A 24,839-nucleotide genomic window follows, 5' to 3' on the forward strand; every position below is an offset into this window, starting at 1 on the left:
TTAATTCCAGTTAGCCGAAACTCCTGCAGAAGCAAGCAACTCTTTATCAGCTATAACTGAAGGATTACTAGTCGTCAACAAAGATTCTCCGTAAAAAATTGAATCTGCACCTGCAAGTAAGCAAAGAATTTGTGACTCTTTAGTTAATTGTTCTCTACCAGCACTAAGCCGCACTCGACTTTTAGGCATAAGAATTCTTGCGACAGCAACCATTCTCACCATTTCTAGTGGGTCAATCATCTGAAGGTCTTCCAAAAGTGTTCCTTCTACAGGAACCAAAGCATTAATAGGGACACTCTCTGGATGAGGATTCATTGTCGAAAGGACCCTTAACAAAGAGGCCCTGTCCTGGACAGTCTCACCCATTCCTATAATCCCTCCGCAACAAATAGTTATACCAGCGGTACGAACTCTATTTAGTGTTTCTAATCGATCCTCATATGTTCTTGTGGTAATGATACTTTCATAATATTCAGGACTTGTATCGAGATTATGATTGTAAGCATTTAAACCAGCTTCTGCCAAACGTGAAGCTTGCGTATCACTAAGCATTCCTCCTGTTACGCATGCCTCTAAACCTAAACTCCTAACCCCCCTAACCATTTCCAACATGGCTTCAAAAGGTTTGCCGTCTCGAATTTCTCTCCAGGCCCATCCCATACAAAATCGATCTGCACCTGCTGCCTTGGCTGCCTTAGCTTGCTCCAAAACTCCCTTTACATCAAAGTCAGATTGACTAGAAACATCACTTGAGTTATGCATTGACTGAGAGCAATAAGCACAGTCCTCTTCGCATCCTCCTGTCTTAACGCTCAAAAGAGATGCCAATTGAACTTTATATCCTGGGTTAATTGATCTATGTACTATTTGTGCTTGCCAAAGAAGATCTATTAAAGGTTTTTGGAATAGATCTTCAATCTCATCTAAGGTCCAATCAAATCGGATTTGGACCTCATTGGAAATATTTAATGGAGCATCTAGCAAGGTCATGAAAAGCTAGGGTTTTGCAGTCTATGACTGTCTATCATTGAATCTACACCGCCAAAACGTCTGCTTCTTGATTGATAATCAAGAAGCGCATTTGTTAAAGAGACAGAGTCAAAATCTGGCCATAATGTGTCAGTAACATGTATCTCTGAATAAGCCAATTGCCAAAGTAAAAAGTTACTGATGCGTCTTTCTCCACTTGTACGAATAAGAAGATCAGGATCAACATGACTAGATGTGGATAATTCTCTTGCAAAAGATTCTTCATCGATAAGAGAAGGATCCAAGGTTCCATCTGCTGCTCTCTGAGCTAATCTCTGGGCAGCCATTACAAGTTCACGTCTTCCTCCATAATTCGTACAAACATTAAATTGAATACCATTATTAGCTGCTGTAAGATCTGTTGCCTCTTTTATATGGCCTTGTAATCTACTGGGAAGTTTACCTAAATCACCAAGAAAACTAATTCGAACCTTTTCTAAATTCAAAGCTTCGATTTCTTTTTTTAGTACACGCTCAAAAAGAGTCATTAAAAAATTGACTTCTTCTTTTGGCCTAGACCAATTCTCTGTTGAAAAGGCATAAACAGTCAAAACACGTATATTCCAGTCACTACATAAACGTAAGGTTCTTTTGAGAGCATCAACTCCTGCTTTGTGTCCCATTGCTCTAGGCAATTTCCTTGCATTAGCCCATCTACCATTACCATCCATAATGATGGCTATATGCTCCGGCATTCGAGAGGGGTCTAGGGTGCAAGGCAAAGGAACAACAAAAGATTGCTTATCAGTTCGAATTGCAGAAGGACTTGTCATTTCAGATATTGTTATTTTTGATCAGAAGACAAATCGGATTGAGCTTGCTTAGGGGACTCAGTCAAACTATAAGATATCGACTTCGATGAACCACTAGAAGATTGTGATTGTTTCGAAACGACTGTGCCAGATGAAGCATTCATTAGATCCTTAAGCAGATCTAACAACCTACTACTAGTAATTGGTCTTTCAAGACGTCCCTGATTAGCCAAAGACAATGTTCCAGTCTCTTCTGAAACTACTACACAAATACATCTATCAAATCTTTCTGTAATACCTAGAGCTGCAAGATGCCTAGTTCCATAACGACTGATGCTTTGTCTAGATAGAGGCAAAATTACACCTGCAGAAATAATTCTGTTGCCTTTAAGTAAAACAGCTCCATCATGCAAAGGGGTTTCTAAAGCAAAAAGATTTAACAACAATTCTGTTGAAAATTTTGCATCAATTGGTACACCTGCATATAAAAAGTCCTCTGGTCTTAAATCACTTCCCATATCAAGCACTATTAGTGCACCTCTCCTTTTTTGTGAAAGTCTTCCTGCTGCCTCAGATAATTGAGTAATTGTATTTGTAGTTGCCTGAAATTCCTTCTGAGTATTACCTAAAAGGACAGCCAACCTACCTGTTCCCAATAATTCCATCAATCTCCTCAATTCTCCTTGCCATAAAATCGCCAAAGATAATGAGCAAGCCAGAACCAATGCATCTATTACCTTTGAAGTGATAGGAAGATTTTCAAATCGTTGGACAAACCAGGCAAGTGAGACAAGAAACAAATACCCTCTAAGCAGCCAAAGGGTTCTCGGTTCTTTTACTCTTGAGAAAAGTAATATGCCAAGTGCAGAAGCAAATAATGCGTCCAGCAAAAAGCGCAGATTTATTAACCACCAAAAATTCAATCATCCTCCCCAATCCCCTCTTAACTTAACTAACCTTTTGAAATAAAGCGATCTGGGAGAATATCATTTCGCAATAGATCTTCAGGCAATTCCCTTCTGTGAATTAATTCAGCCTGATTATCAGCAACTATAATTGCAGCGGGTTTAGGGATTCGATTGTAATTTGAACTCATTGAAAAATTGTATGCACCTGTAGAAAAAACAGCTAAAACATCGCCAGTACTACAACTCGGTAAAGGGTAATTGTTAAGCAAAACATCTCCCGACTCACAATGCTTGCCTGCAATGGTAACTATTTCAGTTGGTTTATCCAGTGGTTTATCAACAAGAAGAGCAGTGTAATCAGATTGATATGTGATGGGACGTGGATTATCACTCATGCCACCATCAACTGAAAAATATGTTCTTATACCAGGAATATGTTTTTTAGAACCAAGTCTATACAAAGTCAAGCCAGCTGTTCCAACTATTGAACGACCAGGCTCACACATTAAAAGAGGTAATTCAAGGGATCTCTTCTGACAAGCCTTAGCAACTTCTAAAGCAACAACTTCTACCCAAGAACTAATTGAAGGCGGGTCATCAGATGAAATGTATCTTATTCCAAGTCCACCTCCAACATTTAAGATTTTTAGTGGGTGGCCAAATTGTCTTCCGATTTCAAGTTTTTCAGCCATAATCTCAGCCAAATCTCTATGTGGTTGAACTTCAAATATTTGGGAACCAATATGAGCATGCAATCCTATTAATTCCGCCCATTTAATATCCTTTAAATCAATGAAAATACTTTCTAATTCATCGGGGTCAAAACCAAACTTACTATCGATATGTCCTGTTTTAATATATTCATGAGTGTGGCATTCAATCCCAGGTGTAAACCTCAGCAAAAGCTTTGCTTTCTTTTCTTTTCCCTGAACTATTTCTTTTAATTGATCTATATCATATTTATTATCTATTACAATCGTCGCATTATTCTTATAAGCTAAAAGCAATTCATTCCTAGACTTATTGTTACCATGAAAAACAATCTTTTCTCCTGTTAATCCACCTCTTAAAGCTGTAATTAATTCCCCTTCAGAAACAACATCAATGCCCAAGCCCTCTGATGCAATTATGCTACTTAAAGTCAAAGAACTATTTGCTTTGGAAGCATATAAAGGAAGAGATTCCCCTGGATAGCTTTTTATTAATGACTCTCGATACTCTCTGCAGGATCTTCTTATTGTAAATTCATCCAATAAATAAAGTGGTGTCCCATATTCCTCCGCCAGTTCACTAAGCACACAACCGCCCACAGTTAATCTGTCTTTAGAGTCCAATTGAGTAGTAAGCGGGGCTATATTCTTATTAGGACTAGCTTGATCCTGATGTTTCTCAAAATTTCGCAAAGAAGGCATATCAAACAATCAATTTTGGAGTTGAATTACTAGTCTATTTACTTATAGGCTTAATCATGTAAGGCAAAAAAAAATGAATAAAAAAGAATTATATCTGGAGCCAAAGATCATCAAACTAGGACTTGAAGATCTAAATAGCTGTATCAAATTAGATTTAAAAACCTTTAATGGTATTTGGAATGCTAAGCAGTGGAAGAATGAATTGTCAGATCAAGAAAGAATCTGCTTAGGTGCAATTAATGGAAAACAATTGATAGCATTAGGTTGTGCTTGGCTAGTATTAGATGAATTAAACATCACTCTAATAGGAGTTGACCCTTTTTATCAAAGGATGGGGATAGGCACCTTAATAGTTTCTTCATTACTAAAAGCAGGACAAGATGCCGGTGCAAATCAAATATTTATAGAAGCAAGAAAAACGAATATCTCAGCTAAGTTATTTTACAAAAATCTTGATTTTACAGAAGTTGGCTATAGGCCAAATCTATATAAAGATGGAGAAGAGGGGAGGCTTTTTCATCGAAATTGCAAAATTGATACTTAAATCCTGTATAAAAAACCACAGGATTTTATACCTTTCAAAGAAATTAAACGGATTCTAAAAGCTCATATCAAATTACGGTTTATACGAAAGCTAACTACTCACACATTCTCATCTCAATACTGATAAATTAGAGTTAAATGCATCTGGCCTAGATCACATATGTTCGAAAGGTTTACCGAAAAGGCCATCAAAGTAATCATGTTGGCCCAAGAGGAGGCTAGGCGCCTTGGCCATAATTTTGTTGGGACTGAACAAATCCTCTTAGGATTAATAGGGGAGGGAACTGGTGTTGCAGCAAAAGTCTTGAAATCAATGGGTGTCAATTTAAAAGATTCAAGAGTAGAAGTTGAAAAAATAATAGGTCGAGGTTCAGGCTTTGTAGCAGTGGAAATTCCATTTACACCACGTGCGAAAAGAGTTTTAGAACTTTCATTAGAGGAGGCCAGACAACTAGGTCACAACTACATAGGGACAGAGCATCTATTACTTGGTCTTATTAGAGAAGGTGAAGGTGTTGCCGCAAGAGTTATGGAAAATCTTGGCGTAGATCTTACTAAAGTTAGAACGCAAGTTATAAGGATGCTTGGTGAAACAGCTGAAGTTGCAGCAGGAGGAGGAACTGGGAAAAGTTCAGCAAAAACAGCAACTCTTGATGAATTTGGAACAAACCTAACTAAATTAGCTAGCGAATCTAAGCTTGATCCTGTTGTTGGCAGGCATGACGAAATTGATAGAGTTATACAAATTCTTGGCAGAAGAACAAAAAACAATCCAGTTCTTATAGGTGAGCCTGGCGTAGGCAAAACTGCAATAGCAGAGGGCTTAGCACAACGAATTCAACAAGGAGATATACCAGATATACTTGAAGAAAAAAGGGTTTTAACTTTAGACATAGGGTTACTTGTTGCAGGGACTAAATATCGAGGTGAATTTGAAGAACGACTAAAAAAAATAATGGAAGAAATAAAATCTGCAGGAAATGTAATTCTAGTTATAGACGAGGTTCATACTCTTATAGGAGCAGGTGCAGCAGAAGGAGCTATAGATGCTGCTAATATTCTTAAGCCTGCATTGGCAAGAGGCGAACTTCAATGTATTGGTGCTACAACTCTTGATGAATACAGAAAGCATATAGAGAGAGATGCTGCACTGGAAAGACGCTTCCAACCTGTAATGATAGGAGAGCCTTCAATCGAAGACACAATTGAAATCCTTAGAGGACTAAGAGAAAGATATGAACAACATCATCGACTTAAAATAACTGATGAAGCTTTAAATGCTGCCGCCAACCTCGGTGATAGATATATATCAGACAGATTCTTACCTGACAAAGCAATAGACTTGATTGACGAAGCGGGAAGTCGTGTCAGACTTCTAAATTCAAAACTCCCACCAGAAGCCAAGCAAGTTGATAAAGAATTAAGAAAAATACAAAAAGAAAAAGAAGAAGCAGTAAGAGAACAAGATTTCACACAGGCTGGTGAACTAAGAGAAAAAGAGGTTGATTTAAGGAATCAAATAAGATCAATTTTAGATAGTTCAAAGCAAGAAAATGTTGCATCTAATAAAGAAACTTCCACACTATTAACAGAAACAAAAACTGAAAATATTGAATCGAAAGATACTACTTTAGGAAATAATATGCCTCTAGTGAATGAAGAAGATATTGCTCATATAGTTGCATCTTGGACTGGTGTACCAGTTCAAAAACTTACAGAAAGTGAATCAGTAAAATTATTAAACATGGAAGAGACGCTTCATCAAAGGTTAATTGGACAAGACGAGGCAGTAAAATCAGTTTCTAAAGCAATAAGAAGAGCAAGAGTCGGTCTTAAAAATCCTAATAGACCTATCGCTAGTTTCATATTCTCTGGCCCAACTGGTGTTGGTAAAACAGAGCTCACCAAGGCTTTAGCTGCATATTTCTTTGGCAGCGAAGAGGCGATGATTCGTCTTGACATGTCAGAGTTTATGGAAAGACATACAGTTAGCAAACTAATTGGATCCCCTCCAGGATATGTAGGTTTTAATGAAGGTGGACAGCTAACAGAAGCAGTTAGAAGACGACCCTACACTGTTGTTTTATTTGATGAAATAGAGAAAGCACATCCAGACGTATTTAACCTTCTACTTCAATTGCTAGAGGAAGGTCGCCTAACTGACTCAAAAGGAAGAACAGTAGATTTTAAGAATACACTCATAATTATGACTTCAAACATAGGTTCAAAAGTCATTGAAAAAGGTGGTGGCGGCCTAGGCTTTGAACTTGATGGTGAGAATCCTGAGGATAGTCAATATAATCGAATCAAATCCCTTGTAAATGAAGAGCTCAAGCAATATTTTAGACCAGAGTTTCTAAACAGATTGGACGAGATAATTGTCTTTAGGCAATTAACTAGAGAAGAAGTGAAAGATATAGCAGAAATAATGCTAAAAGAAGTCTTCTTAAGAATAAAAGATAAAGGAATCACTCTTTCTGTATCAGAAGCTTTCAAGGAAAGACTCGTAGAAGAAGGGTATAACCCTTCTTATGGAGCTCGTCCACTAAGAAGAGCTGTTATGAGATTGTTAGAAGATAGCCTTGCAGAAGAATTCTTATCAGGGAAAATTAAAGATGGTGATTACGCGGAAGTTGATATAGATGAAAATAAGAATGTAGTTGTCAAACATATTGACGAAAATACTATTAAACCCCAATTAGCAACAGCAGGTATATAAAAATCAAACCAAACAGATTATATATATAAATAGACATGCAAGATAAAAACTATTTGCATAATATTTCGCCCGAGAAAGTAATTAGAGGGGAAAGTGCATGGTCAGAAGCAAAAAATCTTATCCCTAGTATATGTAAGAGACCACTTTTGTTAGGAAGAAGTAAATCAACATCCTCAATAAGAGAATCAATTGCATCGGATTTAAAATCAATTGGAGTAGATGTTTATCAAGAAGAGTTAGCATATGATTGCTGTGAAATTGATATAAAAAGAATATGCCAAATAATTTTAACTATGGATTGTGATGGGATAATTGCTTCAGGAGGAGGAAAAGTACTTGATGCTGGAAAACTAATTGCACATAACATAAATATACCTTGCATAACCATTCCACTTAGCGCTGCAACTTGCGCAGGCTGGACAGCACTAGCAAATATTTATACAAATGATGGTGCATTTATAAGAGATCAAACTCTAACTTCCTGTCCAAAATTGTTAATTTTTGACTATAAATTAATTAGGAAAGCACCTAGAAGAACTCTTGCGAGTGGAATTGCAGATGCCTTAGCTAAATGGTATGAATCATCAATAAGCTGTGCTCAATCCACAGATGCTCTTGTTCAGCAAGCTGTTCAAATGGCAAGGGTATTAAGAGATCAAATATTAATAGATGGAGTAAAAGCATTACAAGACCCTAATAGTTTATCTTGGGTTAGAGTTGCAGAAGGATGCTCTCTAACTGCAGGTTTAATTGGTGGGATTGGTGGTGCAAAATGTAGGACAGCTGCTGCACATGCTGTGCATAATGGACTTACACAATTAGATTTCTCCGAGAAACCTCTTCATGGAGAATTGGTTGGTTTTGGCATACTTGTTCAATTAAGGATTGAGGAATTAGTATCTGATAATCAATTAGCTTTTCAAGCTAGAAATCAATTAAATAAGCTACTTGATGATTTAGATCTACCTACAAGCCTTGAATCTCTAGGGCTAAGTAACATAACACAAGCACAGCTAGATAAAGTATCTACATTCTCTTGTAGAAAGAATTCTGATATACATAACCTACCATTTAAAGTTGATAAACATACTTTAATAAAAGCTTTAATTGATATAAGCACTGTAGAAATTAATTCAAATCAGAATAGAGCTAAGGAATTAGCTATTAAAAACCTTAAGTAATCCACAAATTGACAACTTCTAAAGAATCGCTTGAAAAGGTAAGTAAGTTTTTAATTGATCCTCTTGCTATTAAACTAACAGAATCAATTAGATGGTTGAAATTAGATAACATATCAACTGATCAAAACGATCTTTATCCAATTGCAATTTTAGGCAAAGGCAAGCCTATTTTACTTCTGCATGGTTTTGACAGTTGTTTCTTAGAGTTTCGAAGATTAATCCCTTATTTGCAAAATAATTTCAAGTTAATTATTCCTGATTTATATGGATTTGGATTCTGTCCAAGGCCACATGACAATAATTATGGAAAGAAAATGATTATTAATCATTTAGAAAATCTCTTAAAAACTCTAAAAACAAGCAAAGGAGTTGGAGTAATTGGAGCATCTATGGGTGGAGGGATTGCAATAGAATTAGCTAGATCCCTTCAAGTTGATATAAACAAATTGTTGCTATTGTCACCCGCTGGTTTGATTGGCAATCCAACTCCAATCCCTCCTCCTTTAGATGTTATAGGTGCATGTTTCTTAAAGCAAAATTTTGTACGAGACGAGCTTTGTAAAAAAGCTTTTTCCAATCCAAAAGATGTAGGCCCCCCTGAAAAACAGATAGCCTCTATACACGTAAACGTAGCTGGATGGAAAAGGTCACTTGCTGCTTTTGCCAGGGGAGGTGGTATAGCAAATTGCGCTTTGCCATTGCCGAATCAACCAATGAGTGTTCTATGGGGACAAAATGACAGAATTCTTAGCGAAGGGTTGCGTAAAGAATCTACAAATATCTTAAATTGTCCTTGTAAGGAGCTTGAAAATTGTGGTCATCTCCCCCACATCGATCAACCAGAATTAGTAGCAAAACAATGGAAGACAAATTTTTAATTAGGGAAACGGTAAAGAAGCCAAAAACATTAGCAGGAATAATTGAAATAGGTCTAAGTTATTGGCTAAAGATACAGTGCCAATCGATCAAAAATCTAATATTAGAAATACATGATTTAAAAATAGGTTTAATCAATCATGAGATATCATCTGTGTCATTAATTGCTTCAGATATTATTTTCAAAGGTTTATTTATTGATCATTTAAAATTAAAATCAGATATGATTAGGGTTTCTATAAATTTAATAAAAAAGAATAGCATTCTATCAATAAAAGATAGTTTCATTGTAAATGCAAAAGTGACATTAAGTCAAAAAGATATAAATAGTATAATAACTTCAAAGGACTGGTCTTCAATATCAGAATGGATTTCTAACAACTTCTTTAATAAACGAAGAGTTGTAGACATCATAGTTAAGCAAAGCCACCTAATCATATACTCCTCTGACACAATATTTAATCAAGAAAGTTTAGAGTCTAAAAAATTTTTATTAAGAGCAATTGACGGGAATTTGATATTTCATGACAAAGATAACTCAACAGAAAAGATTTTTCCTATTGAGAAATCAATATATATAAAAGACATCCTATTTAATGAGAACTTTTTATCTTTCTTTATAGAGGCAAAGGTTAAAGTATAGTTAATTAACTATAGGAATTATAATTTTAATTAAGTAATAAACAATAGAAGGAGTAAAGATATAACTGTCAATCCTGTCAAAGATTCCTCCATGTCCAGGCAATACATTGCCTGAATCTTTAATACCAGCATCCCTTTTCAACATTGATTCAATTAGATCACCAACTATCGCCAACAATCCTACAAGAGCTCCTAAGAGTGAGCTTAAAAGAAATCCAAAAAAATCTAAATTAAGTATATAACTAGTTAAAATACCAATAAATATAGAGCAAAATATTCCTAAAACAGCTCCTTCTATTGTCTTAGATGGCGATATAGGCGTAAGAGGTATCTTGCCAAATATTCTACCAAAATAATATGAGCCAATATCTGATGCAACAATCATAAGGCATGATACAAGTGTGATAATTAGACCAGGGGTAAATAACTCCGAATTATTATTTATTAATTCATTTAATGGTAAAGAATCGATGTCAATAAGATTACGAAGCCTAATCCAATAACTGGGCAAATAGCCTAAATAAAAGAGGCCAAATATTGATGCTGCAATATCAGAAATAGAGCCTGTAACAGGTTGCAAAAGTAGCCATAAACAAATCAGTGCTCCAGACAAAGCCAAGACCGCACTAGCAAAATCCCCACCAAAGAAACCTTGACTGTCACAATAAGTCGTTATTAAAAGAATTTGACAAGCAAAAAGAGTTGTTTTAGTTGCAGGTTTAATACCAGCAAATTCAGCCATCCTAAAGTATTCAATAAGAGCTAAATGAACTATTGAACAAAGTGCAAAAGTAAAGAAAACACCCCCTATACCAACTACTAACAAGCCAAAAAGGCCTGCACATAAACCACTAACAATTCTCTTACTATAAAGTAGTGAAGCCATTAATTAACAACTCGTATTTGTGAAGATATTTGTTGAGGCCATATTTTTTTTTGTATAAGCATCCACTCCACAAGCTCACTGGTCAAAATCTCCCCTGGAAAAAGCAAAGGGATGCCTGGGGGATAAGGAGAGATTAAGTCAGCAGATATTCGGCCAACACTTTTGCTTAAAGGCACTATTTCACTATCGCCTCTGAAGGCTGATAAAGATGACGAACTTAGGGCTTTTACAAAAGGATTAGGAGGTTTCTCAAAAGGAGGGTAAGAATCCATTGGGAGGCCTGAGCTAATAAGCTTATCCCAATTGTTTTTTATAGACCTTACGATACCTTGATGTCTTGCAAAACCGAGGCAGAAAGTTATTGTGCCAGGTTCTGGAAGCTCTCCTACAAGGCCTCTATTAATAAACCATGGATCAGCATCAATACCACTAATTCCTTGGGCTGCAGTATGAAGAATAAGCTTTAAAGGATCTTGATTATCTAGCAGAGGAACTCCTAACTTACGAAGACGGTCATTAATAAATCTTGCTTTTAATATTGCAATCTTAAGTTTCTCTAGAGCATATTCACTTCTGAGTTCATTCAAAGCCGCCTCACAAGAAGCAAGAAGCAATGCACTTGGACTACTTGTTTGAAAAAGATGGATACATCTCTGAACAATATAAGGGTCGACCATTGATCCTTGCCACCAAAGGGCTGCAGTCTGTACTAATCCATTAGCTGATTTATGTAAAGAGTGCACAACAAGGTCTGCTCCAGCTTTTAGAGCAGATTGAGGCAAATCGCTATCAAGACAGGAAGAAAAGTAAGCCCCATGAGCTTCATCAACTACAACTGGCAAGTTTTTATTATGAATAAGAGTGATTAAAGGTCTTAGATTTACTGAATAACCTTGATAAGTAGGGTTAGTTAGAACAACAGCAGAGATAACAATATTTTCTTTTTCAAGTGCATTCAAAACATCTTGAAACCAATCGACATCTGCGGGCTTATAATGACCTCTATCTTCTAAATAGGGCAAGTCGAATAGTACAGGGTTTATATCTCCAAGAATGCATGCATGAATTACACTTCTATGAATATTGCGGGGCATTAATACATTTTCTTTAGGCTTTGCAATAGCAAGTAAAGAAGCTTGTAAAAGTCCTGTAGCACCATTAACCCCAAACCATCCTTTTTTCGCACCAATAGACGATGCACATTCTTGCTGGATTATTTCAATAGCCCCCTCAGAAAGGCCTAGGCCTCCAATATCTGGTAATTCAGGTAAGTCCCATAGTCCAGGTTTGTTTTTCAGCAATGCTTTAATTTCCATTGGTAAAGCATTTCCTCTACCATGTGCAGGCAAAAAAAGATTCTTTCCTCTTTTTGTTGTTAACAGGGCAGTTAGCCTCATGAAATCTCCGAGTTCTTTCCTACAGGAAACTCATTACCTTGTGTTTGGCGCCAGTGAAAAACACTCATAAGGATAATAAAGAAGCTATCACAATGGTTTATAACGCCAAACGAGATTTAATTTGGCTTATTTTAAGGCCATGGATATTGATACCTAGAATAATTCAAATAATTTTTATTATAATTAAATTTATAATAAGGTTTCTATTAGAAGCCAACAGTGAAGATAAAAATGTTCAAAAGGGGTTAGCTGAATATCTATTAAATACAATCTCAAAGCTTGGTCCATGTTTTATTAAACTAGGTCAGGCTCTATCAACAAGGCCAGATCTAATTAAGCAAGAATGGTTAGATGAATTAACAAGGCTACAGGACGATTTGCCGCGCTTTGATCATAAAATAGCTTTAAAAATTTTTGAAACCGAAATTGGCCAGCCAGTAGATAAGATATTTACAGATTTCCCAAATGAGCCAATAGCTTCTGCAAGTTTAGGGCAGGTATATAAAGCTAAATTAGATAAAGATTATACAGTTGCAGTTAAAATACAAAGGCCAAATTTAACTTATATAATTCGACGAGATCTAGTTATAATAAGAATAATAGCTGTTATATCAAAACCTTTCTTACCACTAAACTTGGGCTTTGGTATTGGGGAAATTATAGATGAGTTTGGGATAAGTTTGTTCAAGGAAATTGATTATGAACAAGAAGCTAAAAATGCAGAAAGATTTGCTGCTTTATTTTCAAATAATAAAACAATTGTAGTTCCTAGAGTAGAGAACATAATATCATCCAAAAAAGTAATTACAACAAGCTGGATAGAAGGAATAAAAATGAAAAGCAGAGGCGAACTTATACAAAATGGTATAGATCCAACAGCAATAATAAGATCAGCTGTTACGAGCGGCATACAACAGCTATTGGAGTTTGGATATTTTCATGCTGACCCTCATCCTGGAAATCTTTTTGCTTTAAAAGGAAAAACAATAAATAGGGGGCATATTGGTTATGTTGATTTTGGAATGATGGATTATATTAATGACAAAGATCGAATAACACTAACTGGTGCAATTGTACATTTAATTAATAATGATTATTTATTATTGGCCAAGGACTTTCAGCGCTTAGGGTTTCTATCAAGTGATCAGAACCTAGATGAAATAGCTGTAGTTCTTAAAGAAGTTCTTGGTGGAGTCATAAACAAAGATGTTAATTCTCTGAACCTAAAAACAGTAACAGATAAATTCTCTGATTTGATGTTTGATTATCCATTTAGAGTACCATCAAGATTCGCACTAATAATTAGAGCTGTAGTTAGTCAAGAAGGATTGGCCATAAGGTTAGATCCGGATTTTAAAATAATTAGGTTTGCTTACCCATATATAGCTAAGCGACTATTAACTGATCAGAGCGAAGAATTGTTAGAAATACTTATGGATATTATTTTCGATAAGCAAAATAAACTAAGAGTTGACAGATTAGAGTCTCTTTTAGAAGTAATCGAGGAGAGTTCGAATCAACCCATATGGGATTTACTACCTGTTGCAAGAAATGGTGTCAAGCTATTAGTTAGTAGTAAAGGATCTAATATAAGAAAAAAACTACTTATGTCGTTAATAAAAAATGATGAATTTAATATTGATGAAATGAAGGAGCTATTAAAATTAATATCTAAAAAATTTGATCCCATGGCTATCGGAACACAATTCATAAAGAATTAGCATTTATATGTATTACAAATATTAATTTTTAAGTATAGTTGATGAAAGGTTTAGAGATACAAATAGTTTACATACGTTTCAATCAAATCTATTATGCAAGAGAGACTTCAAAAAATAATTAGCAGAGCAGGGATTTGTTCAAGGCGTAAAGCTGAGCAATTATTGTTAGAAAAAAGAATTTATGTAAATGGTTCTATAGCAGCTATAGGTGAGAAAGCAGATATTACTAAGGATAAGGTTTCTATTGATAACTATATACTTACAAACAATATAGAATGTAGAGTCATCCTTCTAAATAAACCATCTGGTGTTATTTGCAGCTGTAGAGATACACATTCGAGGGAAACGGTAATAGATCTTCTACCTAACAAATACAAAAAAGGAATGTATCCAGTTGGCAGACTCGATAAAAATAGTAGAGGCGCTATATTAATTACTAACAATGGTCTTTTAACTTATCAATTAACTCACCCTAGTTATGATCACAAGAAAGTATATGAGGTATTAATTTCTGGCCAACCCACCAATGGAACATTAAGCTTATGGCGTAAAGGTATTAAAATTGATGGGAAGTTAACAAAAACTGCATTAATAGAGATTCTTGCTAAAAAGGGGAGCAACACATTACTAAAAGTAGTATTAACTGAAGGGCGCAAAAGACAAATCAGAAAAACAGCTGCCAAATTTGGCCATAGTGTCATTGATCTAAACAGAGTTGAGATCGCTAGTATAAAATTAAATGGTCTTAGAGAAGGGCAATGGAGAGAGTTAAACCAAGAAGAATGGCATTTATTGCTAAAATAATTACGTTAAGGAATATGCTATTAAAAAAAATTCTATCTAAAGATAATTCAAAGGTACATGAAAACAATATAAGAGAAACACATAAAACTTCACTAATAAATGCTGGGTTAATACTAAAAGAAAAAAGAGAAAGCTATGGATTTTCAAGAGCTGAGCTTTCATATAAAACGAGAATATCTGTAACAGTCATAGAAGCCATAGAAAATGGATGGTCAAACAACTTACCTGAACCAGCATATTTAATACCCATGTTAAAAATCATTGAAAATGAATTAAAGCTTGAAAAGAATATTCTAAAGGTTATATCATCTCGAAGTTCTGAACCTTTAAGTCCAAATATCAATACGGCACCTAATGCTATATATAATGATTTTTTACAGAAATTATCCTACAAGGTTCTTTATATTATATGTATATTAACAAGTATTCTTTTATTAAATAGATATCAAATCATCCTTTCACAGAAAAATTCCAATACAATAAGTCCAATACTCACAAATAACTCTAATCAGTTTAAACAATTAGAATCAAAAGATTAAACTAAAGACATGGTAAATAGATGAAATCCGTTTAAATAAGACAATGAGCTAAATTACTTAAACTAGCTGTTACATATTGCCGAGAATATCATGTGCATTATAAAAAGATCGTTTACATGATTCTGATAAGATTCCATATTTATTTATTGCAAAGGACAAGTTTTCATCGATTTCACTAAGCTTCCATTCCCAGTTTCCATCTATGGTCCCCGGCTTATTAAACCTAGCATTATCATCTAATGAAAGTAAATCCTGAACTGGTGAAATAAATAAAACGGAATCAGTTTTCATACCTATTTCTATTAATGCCCAGGAAGGAGAACTGAACAAACCCTTGTATCTATTACTAACCATATCTTTAACATCATCATTTATATAGTTCCACCAACCATTAGTTGTGGAATTATCATGGGTGCCTGTATAAACAATCCATTTATAACCTTTAATATTTTCAGGTAAATAAGGGTTATTTTCATTACCATCAAAAGCAAATTGAAGAATCTTCATGCCAGGGAAACCAAAATAGTTCCTTAGACTATCTACACTTTCAGTAATAACTCCTAAGTCTTCTGCAATTAAAGGGAGACTGCCACCATAATCATTCTTTAAATAGGCTAATAATTCCAAACCTGGAGATGGCAACCAACATCCATTCTGAGCAGTTTCTTCATGTCCAGGAACTGACCAAAAAGAATCAAGGGCTCGGAAATGGTCTAATCGCAAAAGATCTAATTGTGACCATGATCTTTTAAATCTTCTTCTCCACCATTTAAAATCTTCGTTCCTATGCTTTTCCCATCTGTAAACTGGAGTACCCCAAAGTTGACCAGTATCGGAAAAATAATCTGGCGGAACACCACTTTGACTATAAAGATTTCCTCCAGTAAAAACAGAGAAAAGTTCTCGATTAGCCCATACATCTGCACTATCTCTTGAAACATAGAAAGGCATATCTCCAAATAAAAGGACTCCATTTTCCTTTGCTATTTCCTTTAACAAATCCAACTGAAGACTCAAATGCCATTGAAGTAAACAATGCTCAAGCAAATTATCTTTATAATTTTTCTTCCAATCATTTAGCTTACTAATATCATGAGAAGAATATTTCTCAGGCCATTTCCACCAAGGCAATCCTTTATATTGACGTCGCAATTCCATAAAACAAGCGTGATCATCTAGCCAAATCTGGGAAGAACTCCAACAATCAAATTCAACATGTCTACTATGATCTTGGTTATTCCAATTCATTCTTAAAGCCTTACCTAAGTAATAACTTCTTTGATCAGCTATCTTAAAATCAACTTTTTCAATATTTTTATCAAAAAACCCATTAGGAAGTTCATTAACAGTTTCTTTAGTGATAAAACCTTCTTTAGCAAGATCATGTGCATCTAAGAACCATGGATTCAAAGCAAAACTTGATGGTGAACTATAAGGGGAACCCGTTGAATCTGTAGGTGCTAATGGTAGGAATTGCCATACACTTACATTATTACTAGAAAGTAATTTAATCCATTTACGAGAAGCCTCACCAAAAGTGCCACAGACATCATCGGTAGGTAGTGAAGTTATATGAAGCAGCAATCCCGTAAAACGAGGCTTAGGATTCTCAATAATGCTAAATTTTCCAATTAAAACAAAATTAGCAAAAATTATTTACTTTTCGATTTAATCTCAGAGTTTCAACAATAATAGAGATGTGATAAATACTTTTCTCCAATGAAAGTAAGATATCCAGGGATATTTATACATTGTATAGGTATGATTTTTGCTGGCTTTTGGTTCTTCAGAACTACAATTAATAACCAGTGGGATACAGCAATATCTAACGAATTAAAATACCATCAAGAACAAGACATCCACCAAAGTTCAGATTAATCCTATTTGGATACCATGTATATTATCTGATTGAATAAGGTAATATACAAGATATTTTGATCAAGAGACAATAAAGAATTATAATTTTAAAGAAGAAATCTTATATTTCAATTTACAAGTAATGTCTTCTAAAAAGAGAACATCTTCAAGATCTAATTTGTCAATATCTAAATTGTTAATAAGCAATCGATCCGGAAGATAACCACACCAGGGAAGGCAATCGAGCTTTCTTTGTCTAGCATCCCAATTTCCTCCTAATTGGATAATCCCAATCAACTGAACAGAGAGCATTTTACATAGACTTACGTAAGCAGAAGCAAGCCCAGGAATTGAACCTGTCGAAAGAGGGGTCACCATCAAGATAACTGGAATCTTCCATCCAGCCAATGCTTCCAACCAACTAATCCCTGATTCATGGAGCATTGCAGCATCTCCAATAAGGTGGTTAAGTTGTTCTTTTTGTTCTAAATCTTTAAGGACATCATTTGGGTTGCTTATACAAGGAATCTCCAAAACACTCTTTCCAAAAAATCTAGATACAACAAGAGATCCCGCTTGAGCAACCAAGGGTGACCTTTCACTAATATCAACAATGAATGGCATATCAAAAATCATCGATAGGCTACAAGAATCAAAAAAGATTTGGATTCATGAGCTTGGAGCATTACGATCAATCATAAGGGTTAATCATTGCGGCAAAAGTGACTAGTTTTATAACCGCATCAGCTGACTTGAGCTTAAACGCCAACAATACTCAGCGACTAAAATTAATTAGTGGCACATCAAACACTAGTCTTGCAAATGAGATTGCAACATATTTAGACCTTGAGAATGTTCCCCTAGTTTGCAAGAGATTTGCTGATGGAGAACTATATATACAAATCCAGCAATCGATAAGAGGTTGTGATGTATTTCTAATTCAACCAACTTGCGCACCAGTCAATGACAGCCTAATGGAATTGATGATATTAGTTGATGCTTGTAAACGTGCTTCTGCAAGACAAATTACTGCAGTCATTCCATACTTCGGCTATGCAAGAGCAGACAGAAAGACTGCCGGTAGAGAATCTATTACAGCAAAGCTAACAGCGAATCTTTTGGTTTCCTCTGGTGTAGATAGAGTTTTAGCTATGGATCTTCATTCTGCTCAGATACAAGGATATTTTGATATCCCTTGTGATCATATATATGGTTCGCCAGTCTTAATTGATTATCTATTAACAAAAAAACTTGATGAGATTGTTGTAGTTTCTCCTGATGTTGGAGGTGTTGCTCGTGCTAGAGCCTTTGCAAAGCAAATGAAAGATGCACCTCTTGCAATTATTGATAAAAGACGAGCTGCCCACAATGTCGCACAAAGCCTTACTGTTATTGGAGATGTAGCTAACAAAACTGCAATTTTAATAGATGACATGATCGATACTGGTGGCACAATCTGTGCAGGTGCAGAACTTTTAAGAAAAGAAGGTGCTAAAAGGGTTATTGCTTGTGCATCTCATGCTGTTTTCTCACCACCTGCTTATGACAGATTATCTATAGAAGGACTTTTTGAAGAAGTTGTAGTTACTAATAGTATTCCTGTCCCAGAAGAGAAATACTTCAATCAATTAAAAGTACTTTCTGTTGCCAATATGCTAGGTGAAGCAATCTGGAGGATTCATGAAGAGAGCTCTATTAGTTCTATGTTTAGATAATTAATAAAAGGTTTTTATTTCTTTTTATTATTCTTCTTTAATTCCTTCAAGAATTTCTTAACTTCTTTTTTAGTTTCTTTTGGGACCTTGTCAGGACAAAATTCAACTGTTGCTGGCAGCAAAGCATTATTTGCTCCATATATCAATTCTTTTCTAGAAAACTTTTTATCACCAATCTCTTTTATCCGAGCCCCATGTCTTCCTTCTAGTAAATTTACATAGGTAATTGCAGCAATTGCTGCTGCTTTCGAAAACTCTATATCAGCTTCACGTGCAACACATATATAAGTTGCTCCTATAGCTCTATACAAAAAAAGATCTTCTTCAGTTGCTCCTGGCTTTTTAGGATCTTCTTTTGCAATGGCAAAGCCTCCTATAAAAAAAGGCAAGAGAAGCAAGCTAAAAGCGACTTTCCTGAATAAAGCTAGAGATTCTCTCAAAGGACCAAACTAAATAGCATTAAAATAAGCATAGACTAAAATATGCTTTTTTGACATAATAATTGATTTTCCTGTTAGTTCTAAGTTACATGTTCTTTAACTGTAAATCTATTTAATTAATTTATTTTGTTCAATCAATCTGAATTCAATTATATATTTTTTCATTAGAATAAAGAGTTTAAACAAAATATTATCTTCTAAATAATTCTATTAAAGCTTTAATTTAAATCCTCTATATATCTATCTCGTTGGGAATTTCAGCTATTAGAAATAAAAATACAATAAAGATATCTTAGTTCTAATAAATACACTTTCTTATAAGGTAAAAGAGTTGGGCAATTAAATACTCAATTTTATTTAGAAGGATAAACAAGATCAAAGTGTCAGTTTTTTATTATTGGGAGTCTTTTTATACCTTGACTAGCAATGATTACTACCAATGAAATTCCATCAAAGCGTATTTATTAATTAATAACATTCCTCTAATGGGCCTCTTGGTCGCTTAAGGTATATAAAAGATCAATGAAGTTCAAGCTGTGAATAAAAATACAGCTAATGAACCCAAAAGATTAGACCTTCTTCTTGTTGCAAGCAAGAATCACCTATCTCGTGCGGATCTAAGATCTCTTATTAGATTTTTAAAATCAGAAGATTGTAATTTTGATGTAAACCTTCATTTCTCAGACCCTAAAAAGGAACCTGAATTATTAGAGCTTCACAAGTTAGTTGCCTTGCCTGCATTAATTAAACTTGAGCCAAAACCTAAGCAAATTTTCGCGGGAACCAGCATATTTCAACAAATTCAAGCCTGGATGCCTAGATGGGAGAAAGAAGAAGTTCTCAATAGGGGCCTAGGTATAAATATCAAGCAAGTCGAGAAAGATATTAGTCGAACCAGAAAGAGTTTGCTTTTAGAAGATGAGAACCTTGTTCTAAGGCAAGAGAATGAAACCTTGGCCGATCAAATAGAGGCTCAAGAAAGGCTTCTCCGAATGGTTGCTCATGAGTTAAGAACTCCTCTTTCAGCAGCAAAATTAGCCCTTCAAAGTCAATCACTTGGTCAAATTAATGTAAATAAACTGCAAGAAGTTATTAAAAGACGTTTAGAAGAAATCGAATCTCTTTCAAATGACCTCCTTGAAGTTGGTACTACAAGATGGGAAGGGCTAGTCAACCCTCAAAAAACGAATTTAGCAAACATTGCTGCGGAGGTGATCTTAGAATTGGAAAAGTATTGGCTTAAAAGAGGTATCTCTATAAATACAGATATCCCATCAGATATCCCATATGTCTTTGCTGATAAAAGAAGAATGAGACAAGTATTTCTAAATCTAATTGAAAATGCCCTGAAATACTCCCAAAAAGGAGATTTCATTCAAATAACAATGCTTCATAGAACAGATCAATGGGTTGAAGTGAGTGTTAGTGATAAAGGGCCTGGTATTCCAAGCAATGAATGTAAAAGGATATTCTTAGATAGAGTTCGGCTACCTGAAACTTCTAATGAAACGACAGGTTTTGGAATTGGATTATCAGTATGTCGAAGAATAGTTGAAGTACATGGGGGGAAGATTTGGGTTGTTTCTGAGCTTGGAGAAGGATCATGCTTTTATTTCACTGTTCCAGTTTGGAATAAACGCAACAACTCATTTGAGGCCTTGACGCAGGGCTAGGATTAACCGTAGCTTTCAAATGTGATTGTTATCACATTTGTGTATGATCACGGCCATGGCCCCATCGTCTAGAGGCCTAGGACACCTCCCTTTCACGGAGGCGACAGGGGTTCGAATCCCCTTGGGGCTATTCCTTTAAAGGTTTTTAACTTCAGTACTAATTTCAAATGCAGCTTTCTCAACTGCTAAGAGGTTTGTCGTAAGATTTTTTCTTAAATGTTTTTCAATTAGAGCCACTGGCATGCCAAAACAGCCTTGGACAGTTAACTCATATATAAGTGAAGTTTTTTCAACAAATGAAGATCTTGAAATCTTCCACGAACCTTCAAATCTGCGAAAATCTCCTTTAATTAAATTAAAGCTAATTATTCCTTTTTCTCTATCTTCTATTAATTTCATAGATAATTCAGCAGAAAAACTTAAGCCTAAAAACTCCTGAGATCCAACTTGTTTTAAATAAATTTCATTTTCATTCCTTGATAAAACTTCACTTGAGAAAAGGTTCGGTATCAATTCACTCAAATTGTTGTAATCGGTTAAAACGGCCCAGAGATTATCAAATTGTATTGATGTGGTTAATTGAGCTGCAAGTCTTCTACTTCCCCCTGGCAGAACTTCCATAGTCTGCTCAATTGTCCTGCTGCCCTTTTGAAAGCTCTGGTAACTCATAGGTTTAAGTTCAGTCAAAGCTTAGTGATGACAGTAAATTAATTGAAATCGGGGTAAGCCCAATTTCAACAAAAGATATGGTGGTCTTCCAATGAACAATACTTAAAAGTTTAAAAGTTTGCGTTTTCTAATAATGTTCAGAGTTGTGCCAATCTCAAAACGTGCCCTTTTAAAAGGGGTATATCTACAAATAAAGTCGAGATATTGGTAATCTTCTAGCGGTTTTAAATTTTTAATGGCTTATTCGGAAACAACAGTACTGGCCGGTGGACTGGCTCATATTCCAATTTTAATTGGATTAGTTGGTTTTTTTGAAAGATTTCGCAACGCTATTAGTAAAAAAACTGGTAAAGCAAGCGTTGAAGAGAAGAAGTCCGTTCAGCCCCCTGCTTCGCCTCCTGAAAAGCCTTCTTCAACTACAAAGGCAATTAAGAAGCCAGTACATCCAAATGTTCCAGTAAATACTTATAAGCCTAAAGCCCCTTTTGAAGGGACTGTTAAAGAGAACTACAGCCTTTTAGGCGAAGGCGCAATAGGAAGAGTTCAGCATATTACCTTTGATCTTGCTGGTGGAGATCCTCAACTTAGATATGTAGAAGGGCAAAGTATAGGAATAATTCCTGCAGGAGAAGACGCAAAAGGAAAACCACACAAAATACGACTCTATTCAATAGCCAGTACAAAGTACGGAGATGATTTCAATGAAAACACTGTTTCCTTATGCGTTAGGCAGCTTCAGTACGAAAAAGATGGTGAGACCATTGATGGGGTCTGCTCTACTTTTCTTTGCAATCTAAAACCTGGAGACAAAGTAAAAATAACTGGTCCAGTAGGTAAGGAGATGCTTCTTCCTGATGATGAAGATGCAAATATAATTATGTTAGCTACTGGTACTGGAATAGCTCCAATGAGAGCTTATCTAAGGAAAATGTTTGAAGCAGTAGAAAGGAAAAAGAACAATTGGAACTTCAAAGGAAAAGCTTGGTTGTTTATGGGAGCTCCCAAAACAGCTAACCTTTTATATGACTCAGATTTTGAACAATATAAGTCTGAATTCCCTGAAAACCTTCAATATACAAAAGCTATAAGTCGTGAGCAGCAAAACACCAAGGGTGGAAGGATGTATATACAAGACAGAGTTCTTGAATATGCAGATGAGATTTTCTCACTTATTGAAAATCCCAAAACTCATATATATCTTTGCGGGTTAAAAGGGATGGAGCCCGGTATCGATGATGCAATGACAGCAGCAGCAGATGCTAAAGGGCTTAACTGGTCAGAATTAAGACCCCAACTTAAAAAAGCTGGTAGATGGCATGTAGAGACTTATTAACCAAATGAATCATTACTAGCACCATTCTATTGATTACATCAATAGCCTTTTTTAAAAAATACAATTTGATTTTTCGTTTAAAATTAATTTGTTTTTGGTCATCTGAGAACAAAAGATAGCGCGATCTCAATAAACAATTTGAATTTGATTATTAGATAGTTTATTCATCAATTAAGAAGTTAAATATGTTACCTACAACAAACCCACTACGAGTTGGACTTAGACAAGAGAGGGTCATTTCGCCTCAATGTTTAATTATTTTTGGAGCCAGTGGAGATCTAACTCATAGAAAACTTGTACCAGCACTATTTGAACTATTCAAACAAAGAAGGCTTCCTAGTGAATTTGCTGTACTTGGTTGTGCAAGAAGGCCATGGAATGATAATGAATTCCGTAGAAAAATGTCTGATTCTCTTTCTGCAGAAATCAAACAAAATCCTCAAGAATGGGAGGAATTTTCATCAAATCTATTTTATGAACCAGTAAATCTTGAACACTCAGAAGATGTTATAAAGCTATCCCATAAATTGGAGGATATTGACAAACTAAAAGCAACTCATGCTAATAGAACATTCTATTTATCTGTTTCTCCAAAGTTTTACGCAAATGGCTGCAAAGCTCTTGCTGAGGCTGGACTTCTTAAAGACCCTAAACGAAGTAGAGTTGTAATTGAAAAGCCATTTGGTCGTGATTACAGAAGCGCTCAAAGCTTAAATCGCATAGTTCAAAATTGTGCACTTGAGAGTCAGATATTTCGTATCGATCATTATCTTGGGAAAGAAACTGTTCAAAACATTTTGGTTCTAAGATTTGCCAACACAATATTTGAGCCTATCTGGAATAGAAATTATATTTCTAATATTCAAATAACATCAGCAGAAACAGTTGGAGTAGAAGATCGAGCAGGGTATTACGAAAGCGCAGGTGCATTACGAGACATGGTACAGAATCATTTAACTCAAATGCTTGCCATTACAGCTATGGAACCTCCTGGTCATTTTGACCCAGAAGCTATTAGGAATGAAAAAGCCAAAGTTTTGCAAGCCGCTCATCTGGCTGATGAAATAGAACCGTGGAAATGTTGCGTACGAGGCCAATATTCCAAAGGAGGTACCTCCTCAGATCCATTGCTTGGTTATAGAGAAGAAACTGGTGTGAATCCAAATAGCACCACTGAGACTTACGTTGCTATGAAGCTTTTCGTTAATAATTGGAGATGGCAAGGAGTGCCTTTCTATATTCGCACTGGCAAAAGGTTGGCTAAAAGGACTAGCGAAGTTGTTCTAACTTTTAGGGAGGCTCCTGTTCATTTATTTGATGCTGCAGGCGGTACACCTACTTCTAACCAATTAATATTAAGAATTCAGCCTAACGAAGGTGCTGATTTTCGATTTGAAGTGAAGTCTCCAGGGTCAGGGATGAGGAGTAGGCCGGTTGAGATGGAGTTCTCTTACGACGAATCATTTGGAGAGCCTTCAGACGAAGGATACGTTAGGCTTTTAGCTGATGCAATGTTAGGAGATCCAACTCTTTTCACAAGAAGTGATGAAGTAGAAGCAGCCTGGCGCTTATATACTCCTCTTTTGGAACTGATTGAAGACAGCCCATGGCAACTACCTACTTATCCCTATGAAGCTCGCACTTGGGGGCCATCAGAAGCTGATGAATTATTGGCTAAGGATCATTTACTTTGGCGCAGACCCTAATAATTACTCTTAACTACTTTTCAATAAATATCAGATC

The 24,839-nt window shown here is 35.5% G+C and carries 22 protein-coding genes and 1 tRNA gene; 13 read left to right on the plus strand and 10 right to left on the minus strand.

Features of this window, described 5'->3' with window-relative positions:
• The 4 genes from bioB to lysA are packed head-to-tail and all read right to left on the minus strand — an operon-like array spanning position 1 to position 4,101.
• Complete coding sequence (gene bioB, locus EV07_RS05210) at positions 1-990, minus strand: biotin synthase BioB (protein ID WP_036917927.1); 990 nt, start codon at positions 988-990, stop codon at positions 1-3.
• Positions 987-1,802, minus strand: coding sequence for an isoprenyl transferase (locus EV07_RS05215; RefSeq protein ID WP_036917928.1), 816 nt, complete (start codon positions 1,800-1,802; stop codon positions 987-989). Before EV07_RS05215 ends, bioB begins: the two co-directional genes overlap by 4 nt.
• Before the next feature lie 11 nt (positions 1,803-1,813).
• Positions 1,814-2,704 (minus strand): diadenylate cyclase CdaA, encoded by an 891-nt coding sequence (gene cdaA, locus EV07_RS05220; protein WP_036917929.1) that lies wholly within the window; start codon positions 2,702-2,704, stop codon positions 1,814-1,816.
• A gap of 29 nt (positions 2,705-2,733) precedes the next feature.
• Positions 2,734-4,101 carry a diaminopimelate decarboxylase gene (gene lysA, locus EV07_RS05225; protein WP_036918306.1) on the minus strand — a complete coding sequence of 456 codons (1,368 nt, stop codon included), beginning with the start codon at positions 4,099-4,101 and terminating at the stop codon, positions 2,734-2,736.
• 73 nt (positions 4,102-4,174) lie between these two features.
• On the opposite strand from lysA, the gene EV07_RS05230 reads away from it, so the two are divergent.
• The 5 genes from EV07_RS05230 (at position 4,175) to EV07_RS05250 (ending at position 10,063) form a co-directional block, all read left to right on the plus strand.
• Positions 4,175-4,645: a GNAT family N-acetyltransferase gene (locus EV07_RS05230; protein WP_036917930.1), complete on the plus strand. Its 471-nt coding sequence runs from the start codon at positions 4,175-4,177 to the stop codon at positions 4,643-4,645.
• Positions 4,646-4,804: 159 nt separating this feature from the next.
• Positions 4,805-7,363: an ATP-dependent Clp protease ATP-binding subunit gene (locus tag EV07_RS05235; protein ID WP_036917931.1), complete on the plus strand. Its 2,559-nt coding sequence runs from the start codon at positions 4,805-4,807 to the stop codon at positions 7,361-7,363.
• A gap of 35 nt (positions 7,364-7,398) precedes the next feature.
• Positions 7,399-8,544 carry an iron-containing alcohol dehydrogenase gene (locus EV07_RS05240; RefSeq protein WP_052043894.1) on the plus strand — a complete coding sequence of 382 codons (1,146 nt, stop codon included), beginning with the start codon at positions 7,399-7,401 and terminating at the stop codon, positions 8,542-8,544.
• A gap of 8 nt (positions 8,545-8,552) precedes the next feature.
• Entirely contained in the window at positions 8,553-9,422 is an 870-nt protein-coding gene (locus EV07_RS05245; RefSeq protein ID WP_036917933.1) for an alpha/beta fold hydrolase, read from the plus strand.
• On the plus strand, positions 9,404-10,063 hold the full coding sequence (locus EV07_RS05250) for a hypothetical protein (RefSeq protein WP_036917934.1): 660 nt from the start codon (positions 9,404-9,406) through the stop codon (positions 10,061-10,063). Before EV07_RS05245 ends, EV07_RS05250 begins: the two co-directional genes overlap by 19 nt.
• On the opposite strand, the gene EV07_RS05255 is transcribed toward EV07_RS05250, so the two are convergent.
• A complete protein-coding gene (locus EV07_RS05255; RefSeq protein ID WP_036917936.1) occupies positions 10,064-10,948 on the minus strand; it encodes a phosphatidate cytidylyltransferase in 885 nt (294 codons plus the stop codon).
• Complete coding sequence (locus EV07_RS05260; protein ID WP_036917937.1) at positions 10,948-12,345, minus strand: aminotransferase class I/II-fold pyridoxal phosphate-dependent enzyme; 1,398 nt, start codon at positions 12,343-12,345, stop codon at positions 10,948-10,950. Before EV07_RS05260 ends, EV07_RS05255 begins: the two co-directional genes overlap by 1 nt.
• Before the next feature lie 92 nt (positions 12,346-12,437).
• On the opposite strand from EV07_RS05260, the gene EV07_RS05265 reads away from it, so the two are divergent.
• The 3 genes from EV07_RS05265 to EV07_RS05275 all read left to right on the plus strand — a co-directional run bounded on the left by EV07_RS05265 (position 12,438) and on the right by EV07_RS05275 (position 15,409).
• Positions 12,438-14,066 carry an ABC1 kinase family protein gene (locus tag EV07_RS05265; RefSeq protein ID WP_036917939.1) on the plus strand — a complete coding sequence of 543 codons (1,629 nt, stop codon included), beginning with the start codon at positions 12,438-12,440 and terminating at the stop codon, positions 14,064-14,066.
• Between the two features lie 93 nt (positions 14,067-14,159).
• Entirely contained in the window at positions 14,160-14,870 is a 711-nt protein-coding gene (locus EV07_RS05270) for a pseudouridine synthase (RefSeq protein WP_152557553.1), read from the plus strand.
• Positions 14,825-15,409, plus strand: a complete 585-nt coding sequence (locus EV07_RS05275) for a helix-turn-helix domain-containing protein (RefSeq protein WP_081936950.1) — start codon at positions 14,825-14,827, stop codon at positions 15,407-15,409. Before EV07_RS05270 ends, EV07_RS05275 begins: the two co-directional genes overlap by 46 nt.
• A 69-nt stretch (positions 15,410-15,478) precedes the next feature.
• Here EV07_RS05275 and malQ read toward each other — a convergent pair whose 3' ends face one another.
• Both malQ and EV07_RS05285 read right to left on the minus strand, forming a co-directional pair.
• Positions 15,479-17,065 (minus strand): 4-alpha-glucanotransferase, encoded by a 1,587-nt coding sequence (gene malQ / locus EV07_RS05280; protein ID WP_342626386.1) that lies wholly within the window; start codon positions 17,063-17,065, stop codon positions 15,479-15,481.
• Between the two features lie 300 nt (positions 17,066-17,365).
• Complete coding sequence (locus EV07_RS05285) at positions 17,366-17,890, minus strand: hypothetical protein (protein ID WP_193742764.1); 525 nt, start codon at positions 17,888-17,890, stop codon at positions 17,366-17,368.
• A gap of 98 nt (positions 17,891-17,988) precedes the next feature.
• Here EV07_RS05285 and EV07_RS05290 point away from each other — a divergent pair, with 98 nt between their 5' ends.
• Positions 17,989-18,981, plus strand: coding sequence for a ribose-phosphate pyrophosphokinase (locus EV07_RS05290; protein WP_036917946.1), 993 nt, complete (start codon positions 17,989-17,991; stop codon positions 18,979-18,981).
• Positions 18,982-18,995: 14 nt separating this feature from the next.
• Here the strand turns inward: EV07_RS05290 and EV07_RS05295 are convergent, their stop codons facing one another.
• Positions 18,996-19,370 (minus strand): hypothetical protein, encoded by a 375-nt coding sequence (locus EV07_RS05295; RefSeq protein WP_193742712.1) that lies wholly within the window; start codon positions 19,368-19,370, stop codon positions 18,996-18,998.
• Positions 19,371-19,957: 587 nt separating this feature from the next.
• Between EV07_RS05295 and EV07_RS05300 the strand changes: the two genes are divergently transcribed.
• Positions 19,958-21,094: a histidine kinase gene (locus tag EV07_RS05300; RefSeq protein ID WP_036917949.1), complete on the plus strand. Its 1,137-nt coding sequence runs from the start codon at positions 19,958-19,960 to the stop codon at positions 21,092-21,094.
• 57 nt (positions 21,095-21,151) lie between these two features.
• A tRNA-Glu gene (locus EV07_RS05305) sits at positions 21,152-21,224 on the plus strand.
• 5 nt (positions 21,225-21,229) lie between these two features.
• On the opposite strand, the gene EV07_RS05310 is transcribed toward EV07_RS05305, so the two are convergent.
• Entirely contained in the window at positions 21,230-21,763 is a 534-nt protein-coding gene (locus EV07_RS05310; RefSeq protein ID WP_036918310.1) for an SRPBCC family protein, read from the minus strand.
• Between the two features lie 235 nt (positions 21,764-21,998).
• Between EV07_RS05310 and EV07_RS05315 the strand changes: the two genes are divergently transcribed.
• Both EV07_RS05315 and zwf read left to right on the plus strand, forming a co-directional pair.
• A complete protein-coding gene (locus EV07_RS05315) occupies positions 21,999-23,096 on the plus strand; it encodes an FAD-binding oxidoreductase (RefSeq protein ID WP_036917951.1) in 1,098 nt (365 codons plus the stop codon).
• 185 nt (positions 23,097-23,281) lie between these two features.
• A complete protein-coding gene (gene zwf, locus EV07_RS05320) occupies positions 23,282-24,802 on the plus strand; it encodes a glucose-6-phosphate dehydrogenase (protein ID WP_036917952.1) in 1,521 nt (506 codons plus the stop codon).
• The last annotated feature ends 37 nt before the right edge of the window (positions 24,803-24,839 follow it).

The organism is Prochlorococcus sp. MIT 0603 (genome assembly GCF_000760215.1).
Lineage (GTDB): Bacteria > Cyanobacteriota > Cyanobacteriia > PCC-6307 > Cyanobiaceae > Prochlorococcus_E.

Coding starts and splice junctions, on each gene's coding strand:
- bioB (WP_036917927.1), bottom strand. CDS start 990: ATGACCTTGCTAGATGCTCCATTAAATATTTCCAATGAGGTCCAAATC.
- EV07_RS05215 (WP_036917928.1), bottom strand. CDS start 1,802: ATGACAAGTCCTTCTGCAATTCGAACTGATAAGCAATCTTTTGTTGTT.
- lysA (WP_036918306.1), bottom strand. CDS start 4,101: ATGCCTTCTTTGCGAAATTTTGAGAAACATCAGGATCAAGCTAGTCCT.
- EV07_RS05230 (WP_036917930.1), top strand. CDS start 4,175: ATGAATAAAAAAGAATTATATCTGGAGCCAAAGATCATCAAACTAGGA.
- EV07_RS05235 (WP_036917931.1), top strand. CDS start 4,805: ATGTTCGAAAGGTTTACCGAAAAGGCCATCAAAGTAATCATGTTGGCC.
- EV07_RS05240 (WP_052043894.1), top strand. CDS start 7,399: ATGCAAGATAAAAACTATTTGCATAATATTTCGCCCGAGAAAGTAATT.
- EV07_RS05250 (WP_036917934.1), top strand. CDS start 9,404: ATGGAAGACAAATTTTTAATTAGGGAAACGGTAAAGAAGCCAAAAACA.
- EV07_RS05255 (WP_036917936.1), bottom strand. CDS start 10,948: ATGGCTTCACTACTTTATAGTAAGAGAATTGTTAGTGGTTTATGTGCA.
- EV07_RS05260 (WP_036917937.1), bottom strand. CDS start 12,345: ATGAGGCTAACTGCCCTGTTAACAACAAAAAGAGGAAAGAATCTTTTT.
- EV07_RS05265 (WP_036917939.1), top strand. CDS start 12,438: ATGGTTTATAACGCCAAACGAGATTTAATTTGGCTTATTTTAAGGCCA.
- EV07_RS05270 (WP_152557553.1), top strand. CDS start 14,160: ATGCAAGAGAGACTTCAAAAAATAATTAGCAGAGCAGGGATTTGTTCA.
- EV07_RS05275 (WP_081936950.1), top strand. CDS start 14,825: ATGGAGAGAGTTAAACCAAGAAGAATGGCATTTATTGCTAAAATAATT.
- EV07_RS05285 (WP_193742764.1), bottom strand. CDS start 17,890: ATGCCATTCATTGTTGATATTAGTGAAAGGTCACCCTTGGTTGCTCAA.
- EV07_RS05310 (WP_036918310.1), bottom strand. CDS start 21,763: ATGAGTTACCAGAGCTTTCAAAAGGGCAGCAGGACAATTGAGCAGACT.
- EV07_RS05315 (WP_036917951.1), top strand. CDS start 21,999: ATGGCTTATTCGGAAACAACAGTACTGGCCGGTGGACTGGCTCATATT.
- zwf (WP_036917952.1), top strand. CDS start 23,282: ATGTTACCTACAACAAACCCACTACGAGTTGGACTTAGACAAGAGAGG.